Origin of the sequence: Paraglaciecola polaris LMG 21857, from assembly GCF_000315055.1 — a bacterium.
Taxonomy (GTDB): domain Bacteria; phylum Pseudomonadota; class Gammaproteobacteria; order Enterobacterales; family Alteromonadaceae; genus Paraglaciecola; species Paraglaciecola polaris.
Genome location: NZ_BAER01000095.1, coordinates 25,465 through 44,579, shown reverse-complemented (window position 1 = coordinate 44,579; position 19,115 = coordinate 25,465). Strand labels below are relative to the sequence as shown.

The 19,115-nt window shown below is 45.6% G+C and carries 12 protein-coding genes; 4 read left to right on the top strand and 8 right to left on the bottom strand.

What is annotated here, in order from left to right; all coding sequences use genetic code 11:
* Positions 1–81: 81 nt before the first annotated feature.
* Both GPLA_RS23260 and GPLA_RS15775 read left to right on the top strand, forming a co-directional pair.
* Positions 82–390 (top strand): DUF1272 domain-containing protein, encoded by a 309-nt coding sequence (locus tag GPLA_RS23260; protein WP_083882090.1) that lies wholly within the window; start codon positions 82–84, stop codon positions 388–390.
* 74 nt (positions 391–464) lie between these two features.
* A complete protein-coding gene (locus GPLA_RS15775; RefSeq protein ID WP_007105944.1) occupies positions 465–2,639 on the top strand; it encodes a molybdopterin-dependent oxidoreductase in 2,175 nt (724 codons plus the stop codon).
* A 111-nt stretch (positions 2,640–2,750) separates the two neighbouring features.
* Here GPLA_RS15775 and GPLA_RS15770 read toward each other — a convergent pair whose 3' ends face one another.
* From GPLA_RS15770 to GPLA_RS15740, 7 genes are all read right to left on the bottom strand, one after another.
* Entirely contained in the window at positions 2,751–5,810 is a 3,060-nt protein-coding gene (locus GPLA_RS15770) for an efflux RND transporter permease subunit (protein ID WP_007105943.1), read from the bottom strand.
* Positions 5,811–5,822: 12 nt separating this feature from the next.
* The gene (locus tag GPLA_RS15765) at positions 5,823–6,959 is read right to left on the bottom strand and encodes an efflux RND transporter periplasmic adaptor subunit (protein ID WP_007105942.1); all 1,137 of its coding nucleotides are present in this window, start codon (positions 6,957–6,959) and stop codon (positions 5,823–5,825) included.
* 206 nt (positions 6,960–7,165) lie between these two features.
* Positions 7,166–7,705, bottom strand: coding sequence for an RNA methyltransferase (locus tag GPLA_RS15760; protein ID WP_007105941.1), 540 nt, complete (start codon positions 7,703–7,705; stop codon positions 7,166–7,168).
* Positions 7,705–8,721 carry an aldo/keto reductase gene (locus tag GPLA_RS15755; protein ID WP_007105940.1) on the bottom strand — a complete coding sequence of 339 codons (1,017 nt, stop codon included), beginning with the start codon at positions 8,719–8,721 and terminating at the stop codon, positions 7,705–7,707. Before GPLA_RS15755 ends, GPLA_RS15760 begins: the two co-directional genes overlap by 1 nt.
* 124 nt (positions 8,722–8,845) lie before the next feature.
* On the bottom strand, positions 8,846–11,875 hold the full coding sequence (locus tag GPLA_RS15750) for an efflux RND transporter permease subunit (RefSeq protein ID WP_226993134.1): 3,030 nt from the start codon (positions 11,873–11,875) through the stop codon (positions 8,846–8,848).
* A 103-nt stretch (positions 11,876–11,978) separates the two neighbouring features.
* Positions 11,979–15,341 carry an efflux RND transporter permease subunit gene (locus tag GPLA_RS15745; RefSeq protein WP_007105937.1) on the bottom strand — a complete coding sequence of 1,121 codons (3,363 nt, stop codon included), beginning with the start codon at positions 15,339–15,341 and terminating at the stop codon, positions 11,979–11,981.
* Positions 15,342–15,356: 15 nt separating this feature from the next.
* Complete coding sequence (locus GPLA_RS15740; RefSeq protein ID WP_007105936.1) at positions 15,357–16,514, bottom strand: efflux RND transporter periplasmic adaptor subunit; 1,158 nt, start codon at positions 16,512–16,514, stop codon at positions 15,357–15,359.
* A 665-nt stretch (positions 16,515–17,179) separates the two neighbouring features.
* Between GPLA_RS15740 and GPLA_RS15735 the strand changes: the two genes are divergently transcribed.
* Positions 17,180–17,761, top strand: a complete 582-nt coding sequence (locus tag GPLA_RS15735) for an outer membrane beta-barrel protein (RefSeq protein WP_007105935.1) — start codon at positions 17,180–17,182, stop codon at positions 17,759–17,761.
* 70 nt (positions 17,762–17,831) lie between these two features.
* Here the strand turns inward: GPLA_RS15735 and GPLA_RS15730 are convergent, their stop codons facing one another.
* Complete coding sequence (locus GPLA_RS15730; protein WP_007105934.1) at positions 17,832–18,137, bottom strand: hypothetical protein; 306 nt, start codon at positions 18,135–18,137, stop codon at positions 17,832–17,834.
* Positions 18,138–18,376: 239 nt separating this feature from the next.
* Between GPLA_RS15730 and GPLA_RS23520 the strand changes: the two genes are divergently transcribed.
* Positions 18,377–18,748: a hypothetical protein gene (locus GPLA_RS23520; protein ID WP_153810579.1), complete on the top strand. Its 372-nt coding sequence runs from the start codon at positions 18,377–18,379 to the stop codon at positions 18,746–18,748.
* Positions 18,749–19,115: the final 367 nt, after the last annotated feature.

Here is a 19,115-nt window from a genome sequence, read left to right as displayed (position 1 = left end):
GGTAAATTAATTGCGCCTGAGTGTCTACTTTACAATTTAACATTTACTTACATTTACATTGGATAGAGGTGTAAAAGCCATATGTTAGCCCTAAGACCGAATTGTGAACATTGTAACAAAGCCTTACTACCCGCGGCCGAGGACGCCATGATCTGTAGTTTTGAATGCACATTTTGTGAAGTGTGTGTGCAGCAAATTTTAGCCAACGTGTGCCCCAACTGCGGTGGCGGGTTCACCCATAGACCGATTAGGCCCCAACGTAATTACGTTAATCATAATTGTTTGTTAGATCACCCAGCAAGCACCGCGATCGTACATAAACCCGTGGATCTCAAAAAGCATAAACTGCTAATAAGCATGCTTAAAGGGCTGGCACCGAGTTTTCGATAAATTTCGATGATGCTTGTGTATAGGATGTTAAATGGATAACGTCTTGTTAACTTAATTCAAAGGAATATGTTGTGATGCAAGCACAGCCACAAAAGCACTACTCGACTTGTACCCTCTGTGAAGCCATGTGTGGTATTGAAGTAACCACTCAAGGACGTGAAATTTTATCTGTCGCTGGAGATAAGAAAAACCCTTTTAGCGAAGGTCATGTTTGTCCTAAAGCGGCAGCAATTAAAGATTTATACGATGATCCTCAGCGTCTTCGTCAGCCGATGCGCAAAACAGCCAGTGGCTTCGAGCCGATCAGTTGGGACGACGCACTAGACTCGGTAGCGACTCGTTTGCACGCTATTCAAAATCAACATGGTAATGATGCAGTAGGGGTGTACTTAGGCAACCCTAATGCACATAACATGGGCAGTATTTTATTTGGGCCTTATTTTTATCGGGCACTAAACACTCACAATCGTTACTCGGCCACCTCAGTCGATCAGCTACCTCACCATATTGTCAGCCGGCAAATGTTCGGCCATCAACTACAAATTCCAATTGGTGATATCGATCACACAGATTATTTCATGATCATCGGCGGTAATCCGCTTGCGTCCAATGGCAGCATCATGACGGTGCCCCATATTAAAAGACGCTTGAAAGCGATCCAGAAACGTGGCGGTAAAGTGGTGGTCATCGATCCTAAGAAATCTGAGACGGCAGATATTAGTTGCGAGCATCATTTCATTAAGCCCGGCAGTGATGCCTTACTTATGCTTGCCATGCTCCATACCATGTTTGCTAGAAACTTGGTTGATGCCGATGAGCTGCTTGAACATGCACCCGACCTATTACAAGTGGAATCGTTTGTAAAAGATTACCCCCCTGCAAGAGTGTCGGCCCGGGTTGGTATCAGTGCCGATGAAATAGAAACCATGGTGACCGAGTTTTGCGCCGCAGGCTCTGGTATTTGTTACGGCAGAATGGGCGCCAGTGTGCAGACATTCGGTACCCTGACGCAGTACCTGATCATGTTATTCAATATGCTCAGTGGAAATCTAAATCGTCGGGGAGGGATGATGTTTACCCAACCGGCAGCAGACACCTTGCCCCATTCTGGCCGTGGCACTATGGGCAAATACTTCTCCCGAGTGCGAAAGCTACCTGCCTTTGCTGGTGAATATCCAGTGGCAGCGCTATCAGAGGAAATTACCACTCCAGGAGAAGGTCAAATAAAAGCCATGGTGATCGGAGGCGGTAATCCTGTGCTAACCACAACGAATGGTAAACAGCTTGATAAAGCGTTCGAGCAACTCGACTTTGTGGTCGCGGTGGACTTTTATATCACTGAAACTAGTCGCCATGCAGATATTATTCTACCGCCTGTCACTGCGCTAGAGCGGGATCATTATGATGTGGTGTTTCATAATTTTGCCGTTCGCAACAGTGCGAAATTTTCACCTGCGTTATTTGAACAAGCCCCTGAAACCAAAACCGATTGGCAAATTTATTTAGGTTTAGCAGAGCGAATAGACAAACTGAATGATAAAGCCACAGAACATTATGCAACACTTTGGCAAAAGGAACCGACGGGGGTCGTCGATGACATGTTACGCAGTGGTCGGTACGCAAATGGCGAGCACAACTTAAGTATTCAAACTTTACGTGACCAGCCTCACGGTATTGATTTAGGGCCGCTACAACCTGAGCTTCCAGCAGCGGTTTATCATGGGGATAAAAAGATCAACATGGCGTTTGATTATTTTATGGCTGATTTAGTGCGGCTCGAGGACCACTTTTTCTCACCCGCATCCCCCTTAGACCAACACAGCGCTGAGATCTTGTATTTGATTGGGCGTCGGCATTTAAAGTCCAATAACTCCTGGTTGCATAACAGCCCGAGAATGATGAAAGGTTTGTTGAGCGACGGTAAAGGCCAAAATCCTCGTTGCAGTGCACAAATTCATCCCGCAGATGCGACACGCTTTGGAATTCAAGATGGGCAGCTAATCAGTGTCACATCGCGTGTGGGAAAGGTAGAAATCCCCGCAGAATTGACCGATAAAATTATGCCAGGGGTTATCTCCATACCCCATGGCTGGGGTCACAATAAAGCTGGCAGCGCTTGGAAATTGGCTGAGCAGCACAGTGGCGTCAGCGTTAACGATTTAACTGATGAAATGTGTCTGGACGAGTTATCCGGTAACGCGGTACTCAATGGCGTGCCGGTGACCATAGCTCCAATAAATGCCGGTTAGGTATAGGGACAGTTACTAATAACCAGTAGTCGATATTGAAGGCCGAGCCATCACATTGCTCGGCCTTTTTACTTTAGACCATAGACTGAACATATATAACGCTTCAGCTAATCAGCTAATGCTAGGGCGCTTCACTTTAAAAAAACCGGCATATAGTACCGGAACCGCACCCAAGGTCAGCACCGTACCCACGGCGAGTCCGAATGCAATCACATTCGCCATACCATAGAACAAAGGATCCCGACTCAGAATAAGCGGCAGCAGGCCTGCCACAGTGGTTATCGTAGTCATGGCGATCGGTCGTACCCGAGTGATACAGGCGTTGACGATGGCGTCATAATCCGACGCACCTTCTCTGCGTTCAATATCGATACGATCGATTAGGACGATGGCGTTGTTAATGATAATTCCCGCTAAACTGTATAAGCCCAGTGTCACCATAAAACCAAATGGGGCGAACATCACACCTAAACCCAGCACAGCACCTATGAATGATAACGGCATGGTTAAGATGATGATCCCCGCACGGCGAAACGAGTTGAACTGAGCGACTAACAACACCAATATCAAGCCCAGAACCATAGGCATGCTGGCACTGAGGGCTTTTTGCGCTTCCTGTGATTGCACAATAACACCGTCGTATTCTATGTGGTGGTTAAGGGGCAGATCTTGGGCGAGCTTTTGTAAATCGGCATCAATGATCGCTTTTAAATCTTCCGCGGCCATCCGGCTATTACGTGCCTCGACACTAACGGTCGTGAACATATCTTCGCGCTGTATAATCGAATATTGATTGACCGGCGAGAATTCAGCCACTTGGAATAGTGGAATAGCCGTGCCAGTGGCTTGTGAAAATACATTCAATGAACGTAAACGGTCGAGGTTATGGCGCTCGGCGTCACTTGCTCTAAACATGATCGGGATAATGTCATCTTCTTCACGAAATTCGGTGACCGCGGCCCCTGAGAAGTAAGCTTGCAATGAACTGGCAATATCTTGTGAGGTCACGGATGCGCGCCTAGCACGCTGCTGATCGACTCGCACCTCAATTTTAGCAATCATGTTTTCCCAATCATTGCGTATATCTCTGGTATCTGGGACTTGGTATAGCAGGTCCATAACCTGCTGTGCTTTTTGATAAATCACGTCTTTATCTGGCCCTTTAATTTGTATTTTAATGGTCTTGGAGTCAGAGGGGCCGAGAAACATCTTTTTAGCGCGCACCGATATATTCACAAATTGATGTTCTAGATCGCTATCGAGCTGAATGGCCAGCGCCGCAACATCGTTGCCAGGGGCAATATTGAGCACCATAAATGCTTTATTTTCGGCGGGATCTTCAGGGCTAAGGGAAAGCACAAATCTGGGCCCACTAAATCCTACGTAGGCAGAATGACTTTCGATAAAATCATAGCCAGAATCCTTGTCTAGCCAGTCCATGATGACGCGCATCTGCTCATTTGTTTGGCGTTCTGAGGTACCGCTGGGTAAATCGATATTCACAATCAGTTGATTACGGTTTGAATCCGGGAAAAACTGTTTTGGAATGACTTTCATTGCCAGTATTGATGCGATCAGTAAAGCGAATAGGGTGCCCATGAAAATGACTTTATGGCGTAAAATTAGATGCAAAAATTGCTCGTATCGACCGGTCACTTTCTCAGAGGCTAAGACGTCAGCTCCCCCTTTTGGGGCATCTATTTTGATAAAGTGGTAGCACAACAGTGGCGTAACACACAGTGCCAGCACCCAACTGGTGAGCAAAGTAATCAAAATAACCAAGGACACCGAACGGGTATACTCACCAGCGACATGTTCAGCGAGCATCAAGGGTAAAAAGAACAAAATGGTGGTTGCCGATGAACTGAGCAGGGGAATTGATAGCTCTTTACCGCCCTGGATCATCGCTTTGTAGCGTTCTTGACCGTTTTCTAACCTGCGCTTGAAATCTTCCGCGATAACGATGCCATTATCAACCAATAACCCCAAGGCAATGATTAATGTTGCCAGGCTCATGCGCTCTAAACGAATGTCGCAGATTTGCATGATGGTCAATGTAGCCAGCATAACGAATGGTACTATCGTCCCAACAATGAGGCCGGTGCGCATCCCCAAAAATAACACGACTACAATCAGCACAATCACCAAGGTTTGTAAGACGTTAATCGACACACCTTGTACTGTTTTTGCCACTTGATCGGCTTGATAAGTGGCAATATGCAATTGATACCCTATGGGTAAGCTGTTTTCTAGGCTGCCGATAGCCGCTTTGAGACGGGGTGCATATTCTAAAATGTTGTATTCAGGCAACATAGATATAGCGAAAACGATGGCTTGCTCGCCATTGAAATAAGCTAAATCATTGGGGGGATCAACATATCCGCGATTTAATGTGGCAATATCGCCAAGGGCAATTGATTCTTGGGTACCTGGAATAGTGATGTAGGTTTCGGCTAAATCGTCAAGACTATTAAAGTTTCCCGTGGGCTCGATAATGAATGACAAGAGTCCGGTATCGATTTGCCCGCCAGAACTGATAATATTTTGTGTCTGCAATGCGGTCATCAATGTGTTAGGTGATATACCCAACTGGGACAAGCGGGCATTAGAGGTTTCTAGGAAAATACGTTCGTCTTGAACCCCGAGCAATTCGATTTTTTTAGTGCCATCTACCGCATAAAGCGTATCCCTAACGTGTTTGGAAATATCAAACATCTGACCGAGATCAAAGCCATCGGCAGTTAATGCGAGAGTCAGCACTGACACGTCGCCAAACTCATCATTTACAAAGGACGGATTGGTCCCCTCGGGTAATGAGGCCTGTGCCTGTTCGACTTTATTCCGTACGTTTTGCCAGATGGCATCTAAGTTAAAATAACGATCGTAGATTTCCACGTGTATCACTGATAACCCGGTGGATGAAGATGAGCGCAACTTCTCCACTTGGGGGATTTTGCGGATTTCCTCTTCCAGCGTTTTGGTGATCAGCAACTCAATCCGTTCAGGAGACATGCCTGGATAAGAGGTACTGACAATCGCTTCGCGAATAGTAATACTGGGATCTTCTCGCGCAGGCAGAGTGAAATAGGCAATGACACCATTAATCAATAATATCAGAACGATCATCAGCACCAATTTTTGGTGCTTGAAAGCAATTTCAGTTAAATTCATTATGCTCAGCCGTTAGTTAAAACGTTTTACGTTGGCGTCGAGCAACGTCACGTGCTGGCCATTACGCAAGAATGAAACGCCCGCAATGGCGATGATTTCGCCGGCTTGCAGACCTTTGGCGATATAGACCTCATTGCCCAATATGTTGTTTGCCAGCACGTCTCGCTTGGAGACGGTTTGGCTATCTGGGTCGTATACAAATACATATTTAGTCTGGTCTTGCCCTGCGGCTAATGCAGAGACAGGTATGATCATCATTTCTGTGCTAACCAGGTTAGTCTCATTTGCTTGGGCGTCAGCTCGACTGGTGTAAGTAATATCTACTTCGGCCGTCATACCTGCCCGTAACAAAGGGGAGCTACCGTTCAACACTAACGTGATGGGAAAGGCGTTAGCCGCTTCTGCTCGAGTACCAACTTCGGTGATAACGCCGGTTAATTCAACATAGGGGGCAGCCGGGAAACGCACGGGTACAGTCATGCCATCTGATAATTGTTGTATCAAGCTCTCGGGTACCGATACCTGAACTTCGAGTCCACCGTGGCCTTCCACTTCAAACACACTTTGTCCTGGAGAAATCTGCTGAGACGGCTCTATCATACGTTTGGTTATCACGCCATCGTAAGGGGCTTGCAGGGTGCTGTCTTGTCGGTCCTTTGTGGCAAGCTCGAGCTGACTTTTGGCGACTTCAACGTTACTTAGCGCTGATTTATAGGCCGCTTCTGCATTATCAAAACCTGACTTGGAAACCAAACCTTGTTCCACTAATTCTTTATAACGCTGGTACTCATTCTGTGCTTCATTTAATGCCGAACTAGCCTGGGCATATTTAGCTTGCGCAGATTGATGATTGAGGACAAAGCTACGTTGATCGAGTGTAGCAAGCACCTGACCCAAAGTGATTTTTTGACCTAAATTGACCGAAACACTGGCGACTTTGCCCCCGACCAAAAAGCTCAAGGCGGCTTTTTCTACTGCTGCGGTGGTACCGGCTAATCTGCGAACTTGGGTTAACGCATGGGGTTTTACTTCCGTCCATGCAATAGGTCGAACAATTTCTTCAGGCGATTTGGCAGATTCATTACAGGCCGTAAGTAAGAAGCCAGAAGCCAATATACCAAGCGCTAAAACAGGCACTGATTTTTTCACGTGTTATTCCTAATCTGTTTGTATGTGACCTAGAGTAAACCCCAAAAAAGCTACGCGTAACCGCCGCATGCCTTAAATTTAGGTTGCTGAGTGTCGTTGGGTTAAATGTTATGCAAATGTGTTATTTCACCCACTTAATGCTATTTCTTGTGCTGTCTTTAGTTATTTTTACCGGCTAGGACTCGTTCACTTTATACAATGAGCCCCTATTGGCTGCTTTGTGCGACCTTTGTACGATTGTTCGTATCTCTACTTGCCACAATAATCTGGTCGCCATATTGTGTTTGAGAAGACTTTGCTAGGCGGTCGTAAAGTACGACGTTGACGGTTGCCGCGAGGTTCATGCAGCCTGTGGTTGGTACGTACACAACGTGTTGGCATTTATCCAATATAGCCTGCTCAATTGAACCGTCTTCGGGACCAAAAATGTAGTAGGCATGCTCGGGATGGGCAAAATGCGGAAGGGGCGTTGCGCCTTCTACTAGCTCTACTGCTACCATCGCCATGTGTTTCTCAGCACAAGGCGTGTCGATATGCTCCACGGGTATATTTAAACCCACATTTTTAGTATCTGTGTTAAACGCTCTCGCTCTTGCGTAGCGTTCACCAGTGTAATGAATGATATCGGCAGCGTAACAACCCGCTGCACGTAAAATACTGCCCATATTCTGTGGGCTCTTGGGATTAATAATACACAGGGCTACATTGCCCATAGTGGTATTTTTGTGTTCAGATGGTGCGTTCATTAGGCCACCAAAATTTGATCGATTTGCGCTAACTGTTCGGCACTAAATTGCAGATTATCCAACGCCGCAACACAATCCTCAATTTGACTAACCTTACTGGCACCAATAATCGCTGAGGTGACTGATGTAGGTTGCAATACCCAGGCTAAAGCGAGTTGGGCTAAGCTCTGTCCACGATCCTCGGCGATGAGACTCAAGCGTTGTACTTTGGCTATTTTGTCTTGCGTAATTTGGTCAGCTTGTAAGTGTATTTGTTCGCTTCGTGCCGCCCGAGACCCGTCAGGGATGCCAGTGAGGTATTTGTTAGTTAAAAATCCTTGTGCCAAAGGTGAAAATACCACTGAGCCCACGCCATTATCTTCCAACACTTGTGTCAGGCCGTCTTCAATCCAGCGGTCGAACATGTTGTAGCGAGGTTGATGAACCAACAAGGGGCTGCCTAAGTCACGTAAAATAGTAATGGCTTGCTTGGTTTGCTCGGCGCTGTAATTTGACACACCTACATATAAAGCCCGGCCAGAACGCACAATATAATCTAGCGCTTGCATGGTCTCTTCTAATGGCGTGTCTGGGTCAAAGCAATGGGAATAAAAGACATCGAAATAGTCCAATCCAGTGCGCTTTAAACTTTGATCGCAACTGGAAATGAGGTATTTACGCGAACCCCCAATACCATGGGGACCCGGCCACATGTCGTACCCAGCTTTACTGGAAATCAATAACTCGTCCCGGTAGGGGGCTAAACTCTTTTGCATTAATTTGCCAAACGTGGATTCAGCTGAACCGTACGGAGGGCCATAGTTGTTGGCCAAATCAAAATGATTGATCCCGAGATCAAATGCCCTGTGCACCATGGATTGAGCATTGCTAAAGGCGTCCACTTCACCAAAATTCTGCCACAATCCCAAGGATAATCTAGGTAATCTAATGCCGCTGTTGCCACAGCGTTTATACGGCATATTTTCGTAGCGGCCAGTGTCGGCAATATAATGAGGATTTGGCTGATGAGTGATCATAATGGCTCAGTAGATAAAATTTTTGATAGCCTAAACGAAAAGCCCTTGAATGCACAATTTTTCTCTATCAATTCAAGGGCTATACCGGAGAGCAAACCGCCAGATAAAACGCTAATTTGTGGGACTAAGCTTGAATGATTTTATTGGCCCATTGCTTAGATAACCCCATTAACGCTGAAGCTTTGCAGCGTAGTCGCAGTAATAAAACGTAAGCAAGTGGCACCAGCACCAAGCTCGTCACAGTAGAAAATGCCAAACCGCCGATAATGGCAATCGCCATAGGCGAATAGGCGGGTCCATCTCCGCCTATTGATGAGTCACCTAGCGCCAGCGGAATTAACCCGACTATGGTGGTGGCTACTGTCATTAAAATGGGTTTGACTCGGGTCAAGCAGGCTTCAATGACGGCGTTATTTAAAGCGATGTCTTGGTTGATTAATTGATTGATCCGGTCCACCAGCACAATGCCATTGTTGACCACTATTCCCATCAAAATTAGCATGCCAATCATACTCATTACCGACATGGGGGTTGCTGTAACGAACAGTGCCCAAAACACCCCCGTAAGAGAAAATAGTAGCGACGTAATGACCGCGGTAGGCAACAGTAGCGATTCAAACAAGGCCGCCATAACGATGTAAATCATGCAAATAGCTAACAACATGTTGGTCTGCATAACGGCTTCGTTCTGATTCTGACGGTCGATACTGCCATCGAATGTCCAGCTGTATCCATCTGGAAGAGTAAGATATTGCATGACATTTTCGATACGCTCTTTGGCTTGCTGTAACGTCACATCATCACGCATATTGGCGCCTATGGTTAAAGACGTTTGGCGATAGCTACGGCGTATTTCTGCTAAACGCGGAACAATTTTTGTGCTGCTTAGCATATCCAGAGTAACGGTTTGTTGGCCAATACGTGTAATGGTCAGGTTCTTAAGCTCAGAAATAGATTCTTGCAGCGCTTCGTCAAATAACATACGCACACCAATTTCACCGCTTTCGTTGTCTCTGAAGGTACGTAAATTGGTACCCCGTAAACCGCTGGCGATGGTGCGTGCCACATCATTGGCGGATAGGCCGTAACGAAAGGCTTTATTGCGATCTACGGTGATTTGCAATTCGAATTTCTGATTATTACCGTCGATACCCACATCGGTAAGCCCCTCGATTTTTTCGATGGCAGGTAATACACGCTGGGCCACACGACTTAATGATTCAGATGATTCCCCTAATAGTGTGAGTTGTAGGCCGCCGCCGTTACCTTCTTCCCATTTAAATGTAGGGCGAGCTCGGGCAAATGAAGGCATATCTTTCATAATGCGCGCTTTGAGTTCACTTTTGGCGACCGGTAAGTCATCACGCAATGTGAGGGCTGAAGTGGCTTCACCTGCAGTGTAATAGGTATACACCTGTTCTACATGAAATGCGTCTTGATTGGCGTACAAATAGGCTTCCATTTTATCTACTGATTTTTCGACTTCTGCAAGGCTGTAGTTCCCTTGAATGTCATAATTTAACCACAGGCGATTATTGTTATCGTCATCATCGTCTCCGCTAACAAACTGCATAGGAATGGCGGTACTAATTAAGATTAAAAGGGCGACAAGGCAGGTTAATCCGCGATGGGACAGCGACCAAATTAAGGTTTTACGGTACACGTTGGCAAGCCGTCCGTGAGAGGCTTGCGGTTGATTTTTAGGCTTTGGGGGATGGGCAACTTTACTGGCGAGTAAGGGGATCAATGTTTGGGCGATAAGCAAGGAAGCAAACAATGAAATACAAATGGCAATGGCCACATGCTCAAGAAATATCGTCAGGTTGACTTTAACGCCGATAATGTTCGGTAAAAATACGATGGCTGTGGTGGTGGTGCCGGCAATCACAGCCAAACTGACTTTACCGACACCGGCTTTGGTCGCTTCGACTGCACTGTGATAGTGATTTCGCTCCTGTTGAATGCTTTCAGTGACCACCACTGCGTTATCGACCAGCATACCCACCGCTAGCATAAGCCCCATCATGGATAAAATATTAATGGTGTAGCCCATAAAATACATGCAGCCTAATGTAATACAGATAGAAAAAGGCACGGAGAGCACCACAATCAAAGTGGTGGTGATATTACGCAGAAATACATACAACACACATACAGAAAGTAATGCGCCTAACATACCGGCATTGAGCAAGTCTGACAGTGATTCGGTGACGCTACTGGCTTCGTCATCCATCACGAACAATGTGATGCCTGCAAATGTGGGGCTGTCATCGGCTTGATTAATGACCTTCATGACGGCATCCGATACGGCGACCAAATTGCTGTTTGATTCCCTAAAAATGTTGAAGCCGACTGCATAGGTGCGGTCTAGATGACGTCCCTCTATGCGTTTTGGGCTTTCGTAACCAATGCTGGCAATATCACTTAACTGCACACCTTTTTTAAGCAACAGGGCTTCAATATCTTCAATTTGGCTGAATTCACCTTGGGGATTAATCGTTATTTTTTTTCCTAAATCGTAAAAGGATCCAGCGGTCATGGCAAAATTTGCCTGACGTAACGCGCTGAGTAATTCGCTGTTGCTGATCCCCAAGCTGGCCTGCTTTTGCGTATCAATACGTATGGCGATTTGCTTTTTTAGAACGCCATACAACTCAACCTTGGATACCCCTGGTACTCGCTCGATAGGCATTTTTAAGTTACGTTCGAGTAAATCATATGCGTCGGATAGGTCACGGTCACTGGATACACGCAACTGGAATATTGGCAAGTCACTGGTGTTGAATTGATATACCAAGATGCGCTCAACATCTGTGGGCAGATCGTTGCGGATAGCGTCTATTTTTTCCCTGGCTTCGATACCTTTGGCTTTGAGATTCTCATCCCAAGCGAACTGCAACTGAATTTCTGCAGCATCTTCGGTGGACTTTGAGCGTAAGCGCTTGATCCCTGACATAGTGGCTAATACCTCTTCCACTGGGCGGGTGATCATTTTTTCAATTTCCGCTGGGGTGGCATTTTCGTAGGGAATGCGAATGGCAATTTCAGGTATATCTATGCTCGGGAATTTTTCCAGGGGCAGCAACTGAGAGGCAAGGATGCCAAAAAGCAGCATTGAAAAAAACAACATACCTATGGTCACTGGACGCCGCATGGCAAAGGCGGCCAGCTTTGCACCGCCAGCACTGAATTGACTTTGCTCAGAACTTATCGTGTTGCTGGTTTTGGTTTTATCATCTTGTTTATCCGTATGCTTGTTATTCATAGCCCAGCTCCTTGTCTGCTGGCTGCACTGCGTTGCTTAATGGCGTGGCACGCATTTGCTGGTCTTGTTTACGGTCAAACAGCACATATAAACAGGGGATAAAAAATAAGGTCAGTAGGGTGGCAAATAGCAACCCAAATATAACGGTCACAGCCATGGGCACCCGCATTTCAGCGCCTTCACCTAGACCTAACGCCATCGGCAATAACCCTAACGAGGTGGTCAGCGTCGTCATTAAGATAGGTCGTAGACGGCTTTGCGCCGCCTCAATAATGGCTTGATACTTTTTGGCGCCATCAGTGCGTAATTGGTTAATTCGATCAATTAACACAATGGCGTTATTTACCACAATACCAGCGAGCATGATGAGCCCGATAAATACCACCACGCTGATGTTGGTTTGGGTGATAAAAAGGCCGTATATCGAGCCAGCACAAGCCAGCGGTACTGTTAATAGAATAAGCAGTGGATGCAGCAGAGACTCAAACTGAGAAGCCATGACCAAATAAACCAGAAATATAGCCAACGCTAAGGCAAATTTTAACGATGAAAAGCTTGTTTTCATTTCTTCACTTTGACCCGCTACCCTTGCCTGCATGGAAAGCGGTAGCGCCAACGCGTGAATATGTTGATTCGCGGCTTCAACCGCCTGCGCGAGATCGCCATAAGCGAGATTGGCTGATATCACCGCCACACGCTGCTGGCCTATGCGCGTGATTTCACTCGGGCCAATGGACATACTTAACTGGGCGACGGCGTTCAATGCTACGGCTCGGCTAGCCCCAGGATTAACAATGATTTGTCCTATGTCTTCAATTGAGTCGCGCTGTGCGTCTAAGCTACGCACGAGAATATCGATTTTACGATCGTCGAGATTGAACTGGCTGGCGACTTCACCACCGACTTTGGCGTTGATTAACGTAGACACTTGGGGGGCATTTAAGCCTAACTGAGCAAGTTTAGCGTGGTCAAAGGTAATTTTAAGTTCAGGTGTTCCTCTTAGCAGTGAGCTTTTTACATCGCTAAAACGCACGTCTTGCTCAAGAGCGTCGACTAACGCGGAGCTATAACGGCCTAAACTGGCTAAGTCATAACCAATAATATCAATTGAAATCGGTGCCGCGAAGCTGAACAGTTCAGGTTGGCCAAATTGGGCGCTCACCCCAGCTTGGGTACTTAGAAACGAGCGCATGGCGGTTTGTACCTGACTAATCTGTTCAGTCGTCACACCGTGTTGCATAACGACGTTGAGTTTACCCCAATTCTCGCCTCCTTGGCTGGCGGAAGCGTTCATTAAACTGCCCGTGCCCGCTAGGGAGTAGGTCCGTTCAACGGCTGCTTGTTGCCCGGTAAATTCGGCTAAGCCCATTAAGGTCTCATCGGTTTTATTTAACGGCGTGCCGTTGGGTAACCTGATCTCTACAAAAAACTCACCTTGGGACATGCTAGGTATCAGCTCCATACCTAAACGGGGTACTAATAATAATGCCCCGGCAGATATCGCCACTATTAGCATTAACAATAATGCGGGTACGCGCATCGCCCTGGTGAGTGCTTTTACATAGTGGGTCGCAATAAAATTGAAACTGCGCTCAAATACCCACAGTAGTGGTTTGAATATGATCTGTAATACGCGAGCGAGTGCTCTGAAAATCACAATCACCCAGGTGCAAATTGCCAATGGGAGGTAATAGAATACACCTCGCCCTAACCAGATGAATGGCAGGCTAAGTATGTTCAGCGTGCGCTTAATTGGCCCTGATTGATGCTTGATATTCTTTGCAGTGGTGTCCAGCTGCTCAGCCTCAAAAGGGTTGTCAATGTTTGCAAGGGGAGCGCTACGTTCAGGTGTTATTTCAGCTGGGCTTCGTTCCCGCGCAGCGAGCATAGGAATAATAGTTAATGCCACAATCAGTGAGGCACCCAAAGCGAAGGTCACGGTTAACGCCTGATCTGCAAATAGTTGGCCAGCGATGCCCTCCACAAACACTAAGGGAAAAAATACCGCCATCGTGGTTAACGTCGAAGCAATTATCGCCATGGAGACCTGCTTAGTGCCTTTAGCCGCAGCGAGTTGAATATCTTTCTCACTTTGTTTGTGGCGCTCAATATTCTCTAGTACCACGATGGCGTTATCCACCAGTAAACCTATGGCGAGGGCAATCCCCCCCAAACTCATAATGTTAAGGCTAATACCATTGCCGTACATTAGATTGAATGTGGCAATGATGGAAACTGGAATCGAAATAGATATGATCAGCGTCGGCCAGATGTTGCGTAAAAAAAGATACAACACCAACATCGCCAGTAAACCACCAATCATGCCTGCGGATTTTACGTCATCAATTGCATTGGCGATAAAAACTGACTGGTCATAGGTCAGCTGAATTTTGTAATTATCCGGTAGGGCACTTTTAAGCGCAGCTAATTCAGTGTTGATGTTTTGTGCGACTTGAACGGTATTGGCATCCCCTTCTTTATAAATAGCAATCTCAACCCCTTCTAGGCCATCGAAACGGGTAATTGAATCCCGTTCCTTGTAGGCGTCTTGAATTTGCGCGATGTCCCCTAAGCGAATATTTTTATTGTCACGACGGGCCACAAACACGTTTTGCATGTCTTGTAGGCTAGTGAACTGGTTTAGGGTACGTACAGTGTAAGCTTGGGAGCCATCTTCTACTCGTCCACCAGCAGCATTGACGTTCTCTTCTTTCAAACGTTTGATGATGTCGCTCATTGAAATCGCTAATTGACTGGCTTTTTGCTGATCGACCAACACCTGAATTTCGCTTTCAAGACCGCCGCCAATTTTAATTGAGGCGACCCCGCTCACGGACTCCAGTTTACGTTTAATTTGTTGTTCGGCGTATTCCCGTAAACGTTTCATACCTGCGATATCCAGCGTATCCTTGTCTACCGTCGACGTGATACCAAAACCCAGACGCATGACAGGCTCTAAACTGGGGTTGAAGCGCAATAATACCGGCTTTTTCACATCTAATGGCAAGGTTAAGATATCGAGTTTTTCCCTGACTTCCAAACTGGCCATATCCATGTCTGTTCCCCATTCAAACTCCAACAGCACATCTGACTGACCTGAGGTTGAAGATGAGGTAACTTTACGCACGCCTTTCACCACACCAATAGTCTCTTCAACCGGTTTTGATACCAGTTGTTCGATTTCTCCTGGTGCGGCACCGGAGTACTCGGTGCGAATAGTCAGGGTAGGGTATGACAAATCAGGTAACAGGTTGATGGCCAGACGTGATAGCGACACCAGACCAAATAACACCACTGCGAAGGTGAACATCCACACCGCGACAGGACGTTTTACTGCGATATCAACAATATTCATGCTAGGTGTCCTTACTTAGCTAGTGTGGTGGTCATTAGGATCGGCAGCTATAATTGGCTCGCTGATCGCTTCGATTTCTACTGGACCCGATTCTTGGGCTTGATTGACAATTTCAACTGGAGCACTGTCTTTCAGATTTTGATGACCTGTGATCACCACTTGTTCATCGCCGCTTAGGCCTGATAACACTTCAACGTAGTCACCTTCTTGGTAGCCAACCGTAATATGTTGTTTGTGAGCCACTCCGTTATTGACCACAAAAACACTGATGTTGTTATCGATGCTAAGCATGGCTCTGCGCGGCATTAGAGTGGCACGCTGGTGGGTGTCGTAATTCAAGCTTACATGGGCAAACATACCGGCTTTAAGTAAATGAGCATCGTTGGGTACTCGCAGCGTAACTTTAAATGTGCCGGTACTGGCATCAATCACGGGACTTATTCGCTCCACAAACGCGCTAACTTGATTGTCGTTTAAGGCGCTTAAGGTTAATTTGGCGGCTTGGCCTTTATGTACCCGAGACAGCTCTTTTTCTGGTAAGTAGACCACGCCATGCAATTCATTTTGCTCCACTATGTGAAACATCTGTGCACGCTGAAACGACTCGGTCAGGTTACCTACTTTAGCGTTTCGCGTAGCGATATAGCCTGATATAGGGGCAACTATGGTCGCTTCTTTTAAATCTAACTCGGCTAAGGAAAGTGTGGCTTGTGATGAGGCATATTGAGCGCTGATTTTATCGTAGGTGTCATCGCTGACCAGTTTCTGGTTATAGACTTTGTCTATTTTTGCCAATTCTTTTTGAATACCGATTAAATCAGCTTTTGCGCGGGCTAAATTTAAGCGATAACGCTCAGGTTCAAGCTGTGCAAGTACTTGACCTTTTTTAACGTAATCGCCTTCTTCAACATATATATGCTCGATAATGCCAGAGGCTCGGGCCACAACAAAAGCTTCTTCCTTGGCTTCTAGCACGGCAGTGGTGGTGTAGTTTGATGATATTTCACCTATATGCAGACTCGCCGCTTCGACTGGGACGGCAATCACCAGTTCTTTTTCCGGCTCAGTGCTGGTGGCATCTGCGCCGCAACCGGTAAGTAAAGTGCTAGTGGCAAGCAATGCTAATACTGTCAGAGAGTTAAAACTGATAATTGGTATCGTTTTAATCGTCATCTTATTCCCCTGTATCTGTGTAATTATTATTTGAATTAGTCGAGTTGCGTATCCGTGTGTTGCTAAAAGCACTGGTAGGCGCTCATCCACGTAATGGCTACTTTTTGTATTAGCTAAAAGCATTAGCTGTGCCACACTAAGAAAATAGACATATATGTTAATTATCAATTACTTATATGTTTCTTGAACAATGACTGATTTAACCGTCTCGTTATGACGACTAATGTTTAGTGAATTTGACCACTTATTCGCTCTACCGCATTTTTATTTCTAGTGAATGTAGCGTGAACGCTCTCGTTCAATGGAGCGGATCGAAGTGCGTTTAATGTGCATAACGGTATGTAGTTGAATGGACGTCTTGAGAAATAGCTGTGCAATTTTTATCGTCTCAAGTTTTGAATCGGCGGGTAACGTGAAAGTGCTGATGCAGGTTTTTTTTGGTGTGTTTTTTAGCCAGTAAAGTTTTCAACACAACTGCAGATTGTACATAGTTGGGTACTACATTTATTAATGCAAAATTAGTTGTGTTTATTTTAAGGTATTGATTTAAATAGTTTTATTTTAAATTTAAATAAAGTGGCATATAGCTTGTTATAGCAAGAAAGACGATGAAAGTGGCCAGACTTTCTGTCGGAAAATCTTGTTATAACAATACGGAGATAATGATGAAAAAATTTACCTTAACAACGCTAGCAGCGACCTCTTTACTTATGACCTCAGGTGCTTCTTTTGCTGCAATGGACGATAACGTTGATCATCACGGAATTTATGTAGGTGCGGGTTATGGGTTAGTTGACGTAGATGGTGACCAAGACTTTGATCGTGAAGACAACGCGCCAAATATATATATCGGCACTCAGTTTAATCAGTATCTGTCAGTTGAAGGCGGTTACATCGATTTTGGAGAATATGGCAATGACACTTTTAACACTGAGGTCGACGGTTATACGTTGGGCTTGAAAGCAGGTCTGCCTGTGAATGAGTACATCACACTTTATGCTAAAGGTGGACAACTATGGTGGGATGCAGATCTTAACGCCGCAGGCGCTGGAGACAGTACGGACGGTGATGATCTATTTTACGGTGTTGGGGCTTCGTTTGCGATTTCCCAAGGCTGGGATGTACGTTTAGAATATACCCGCTTCGAACTGGAATTTGAACGTGATGAGATCGGAATACTAGCTGAAATTGATGATTTCGACAGCGATGTGGATTACGCCAGTGTGTCTGTGCAATATACCTTTTAATCTATGATTGAAAAATGAACAAGGCCTGCTTTTAAGCAGGCCTTTTCGTTATGCGCGCGACAAAAATGGTTTAGTTATTTTCACCTGCAGCCGTAGCCACGATAATTTTTAACGCTTCCTCTTTACTAAACCCAGCCTCGACTAATGCTTGGTAATATTTACGCTGCAATTGAGCTTGAGCTTTTATCAAATCGGGATCGCTCATGGCTTTTACCTGGTTTTTCATCTGCTCTGCTAATTGTGAATTAACAAAATCAAGCGGACTGCCCATTTGCTGAGCTTGGGTATTGGTCGTAGTTAAAGCGCAGATGGCGATGAGTGCCAGCAGCGATGAGGTGTGCTTTGGTAATCGACGTGAACGTTTAAGGCTAAGCATAAGTAGCTCCTTATAAAATGTGCTTAAAATACGCGATAGGTCGTGGCGTTTATTCCTACCCTCTATAAAGCGTTATACAAAGGTTGACCTATCAAAGACGTAAATCGTAATCATTGAAACAGTAACATTAGAGACAAGGGCACACATAATTAGTTGCAAGTCGGCTGAGGCGGTTTAGCCCATACGCAAAGTGTTTATGCTCGACACTGTTAGTCGAGCTAGAAAAATGGGTCATTAGCATGACTAAAAGGAGACATCTTGAAGCAAAATGGACAATTACTTTTTTTGCGTTAAGGTGCGAGCAGATAAGTCAATCCAATCAAAAGTCATTGCCGTGGAAAATAACCCAGTACGAATATTCCGAATATTTGCGGTTATCTGTGCATTATCCTAATCACATTCACTTTAATAAAAAGCGTGGTTTCTGTGGCTATAAAAAAATAGGTTGTGAAGAGCTACTTATTTTCTCTATCTGTGTGATGAACCGAGACTTGCTCACCAAGCGAACCGTCGAATTGAACAACCCGAGTATGCGCGATATTCAAAATGTCCTCACTCATATTAACACCTTCTTTCAACGTCGAAGTGACGATGAGAGTCTTCATGACTAGCATAGGGCTGACCATGGGTATTATATGATTGTAACGGATGCCGTTCACTAGAGATCGATTCAAACTGTGTCAGTAATGGCTTCTGACACGGCCTCACTTCTTTCCAGAAAGTCGGTAAATTACATTCAACGCACAAGGGCATTACCGCTGATGCAAAAATTAGGTCTATTGTTTCCTATAAAAAACAGCCTATAAAACGCCTAACTTGCGTGATCCAGTAATGTGGAATATACCTTGAAGGGCAACGCCCCCGGCGGCTTTAAATGCTAAATGTGCTTTTTAAATGGCGGTTAAGGCCACAATACCGCTTATCACGTTCGAATTAACATCCTTATAAAACGTAACAAAGCGGCTTACACAGTACTAA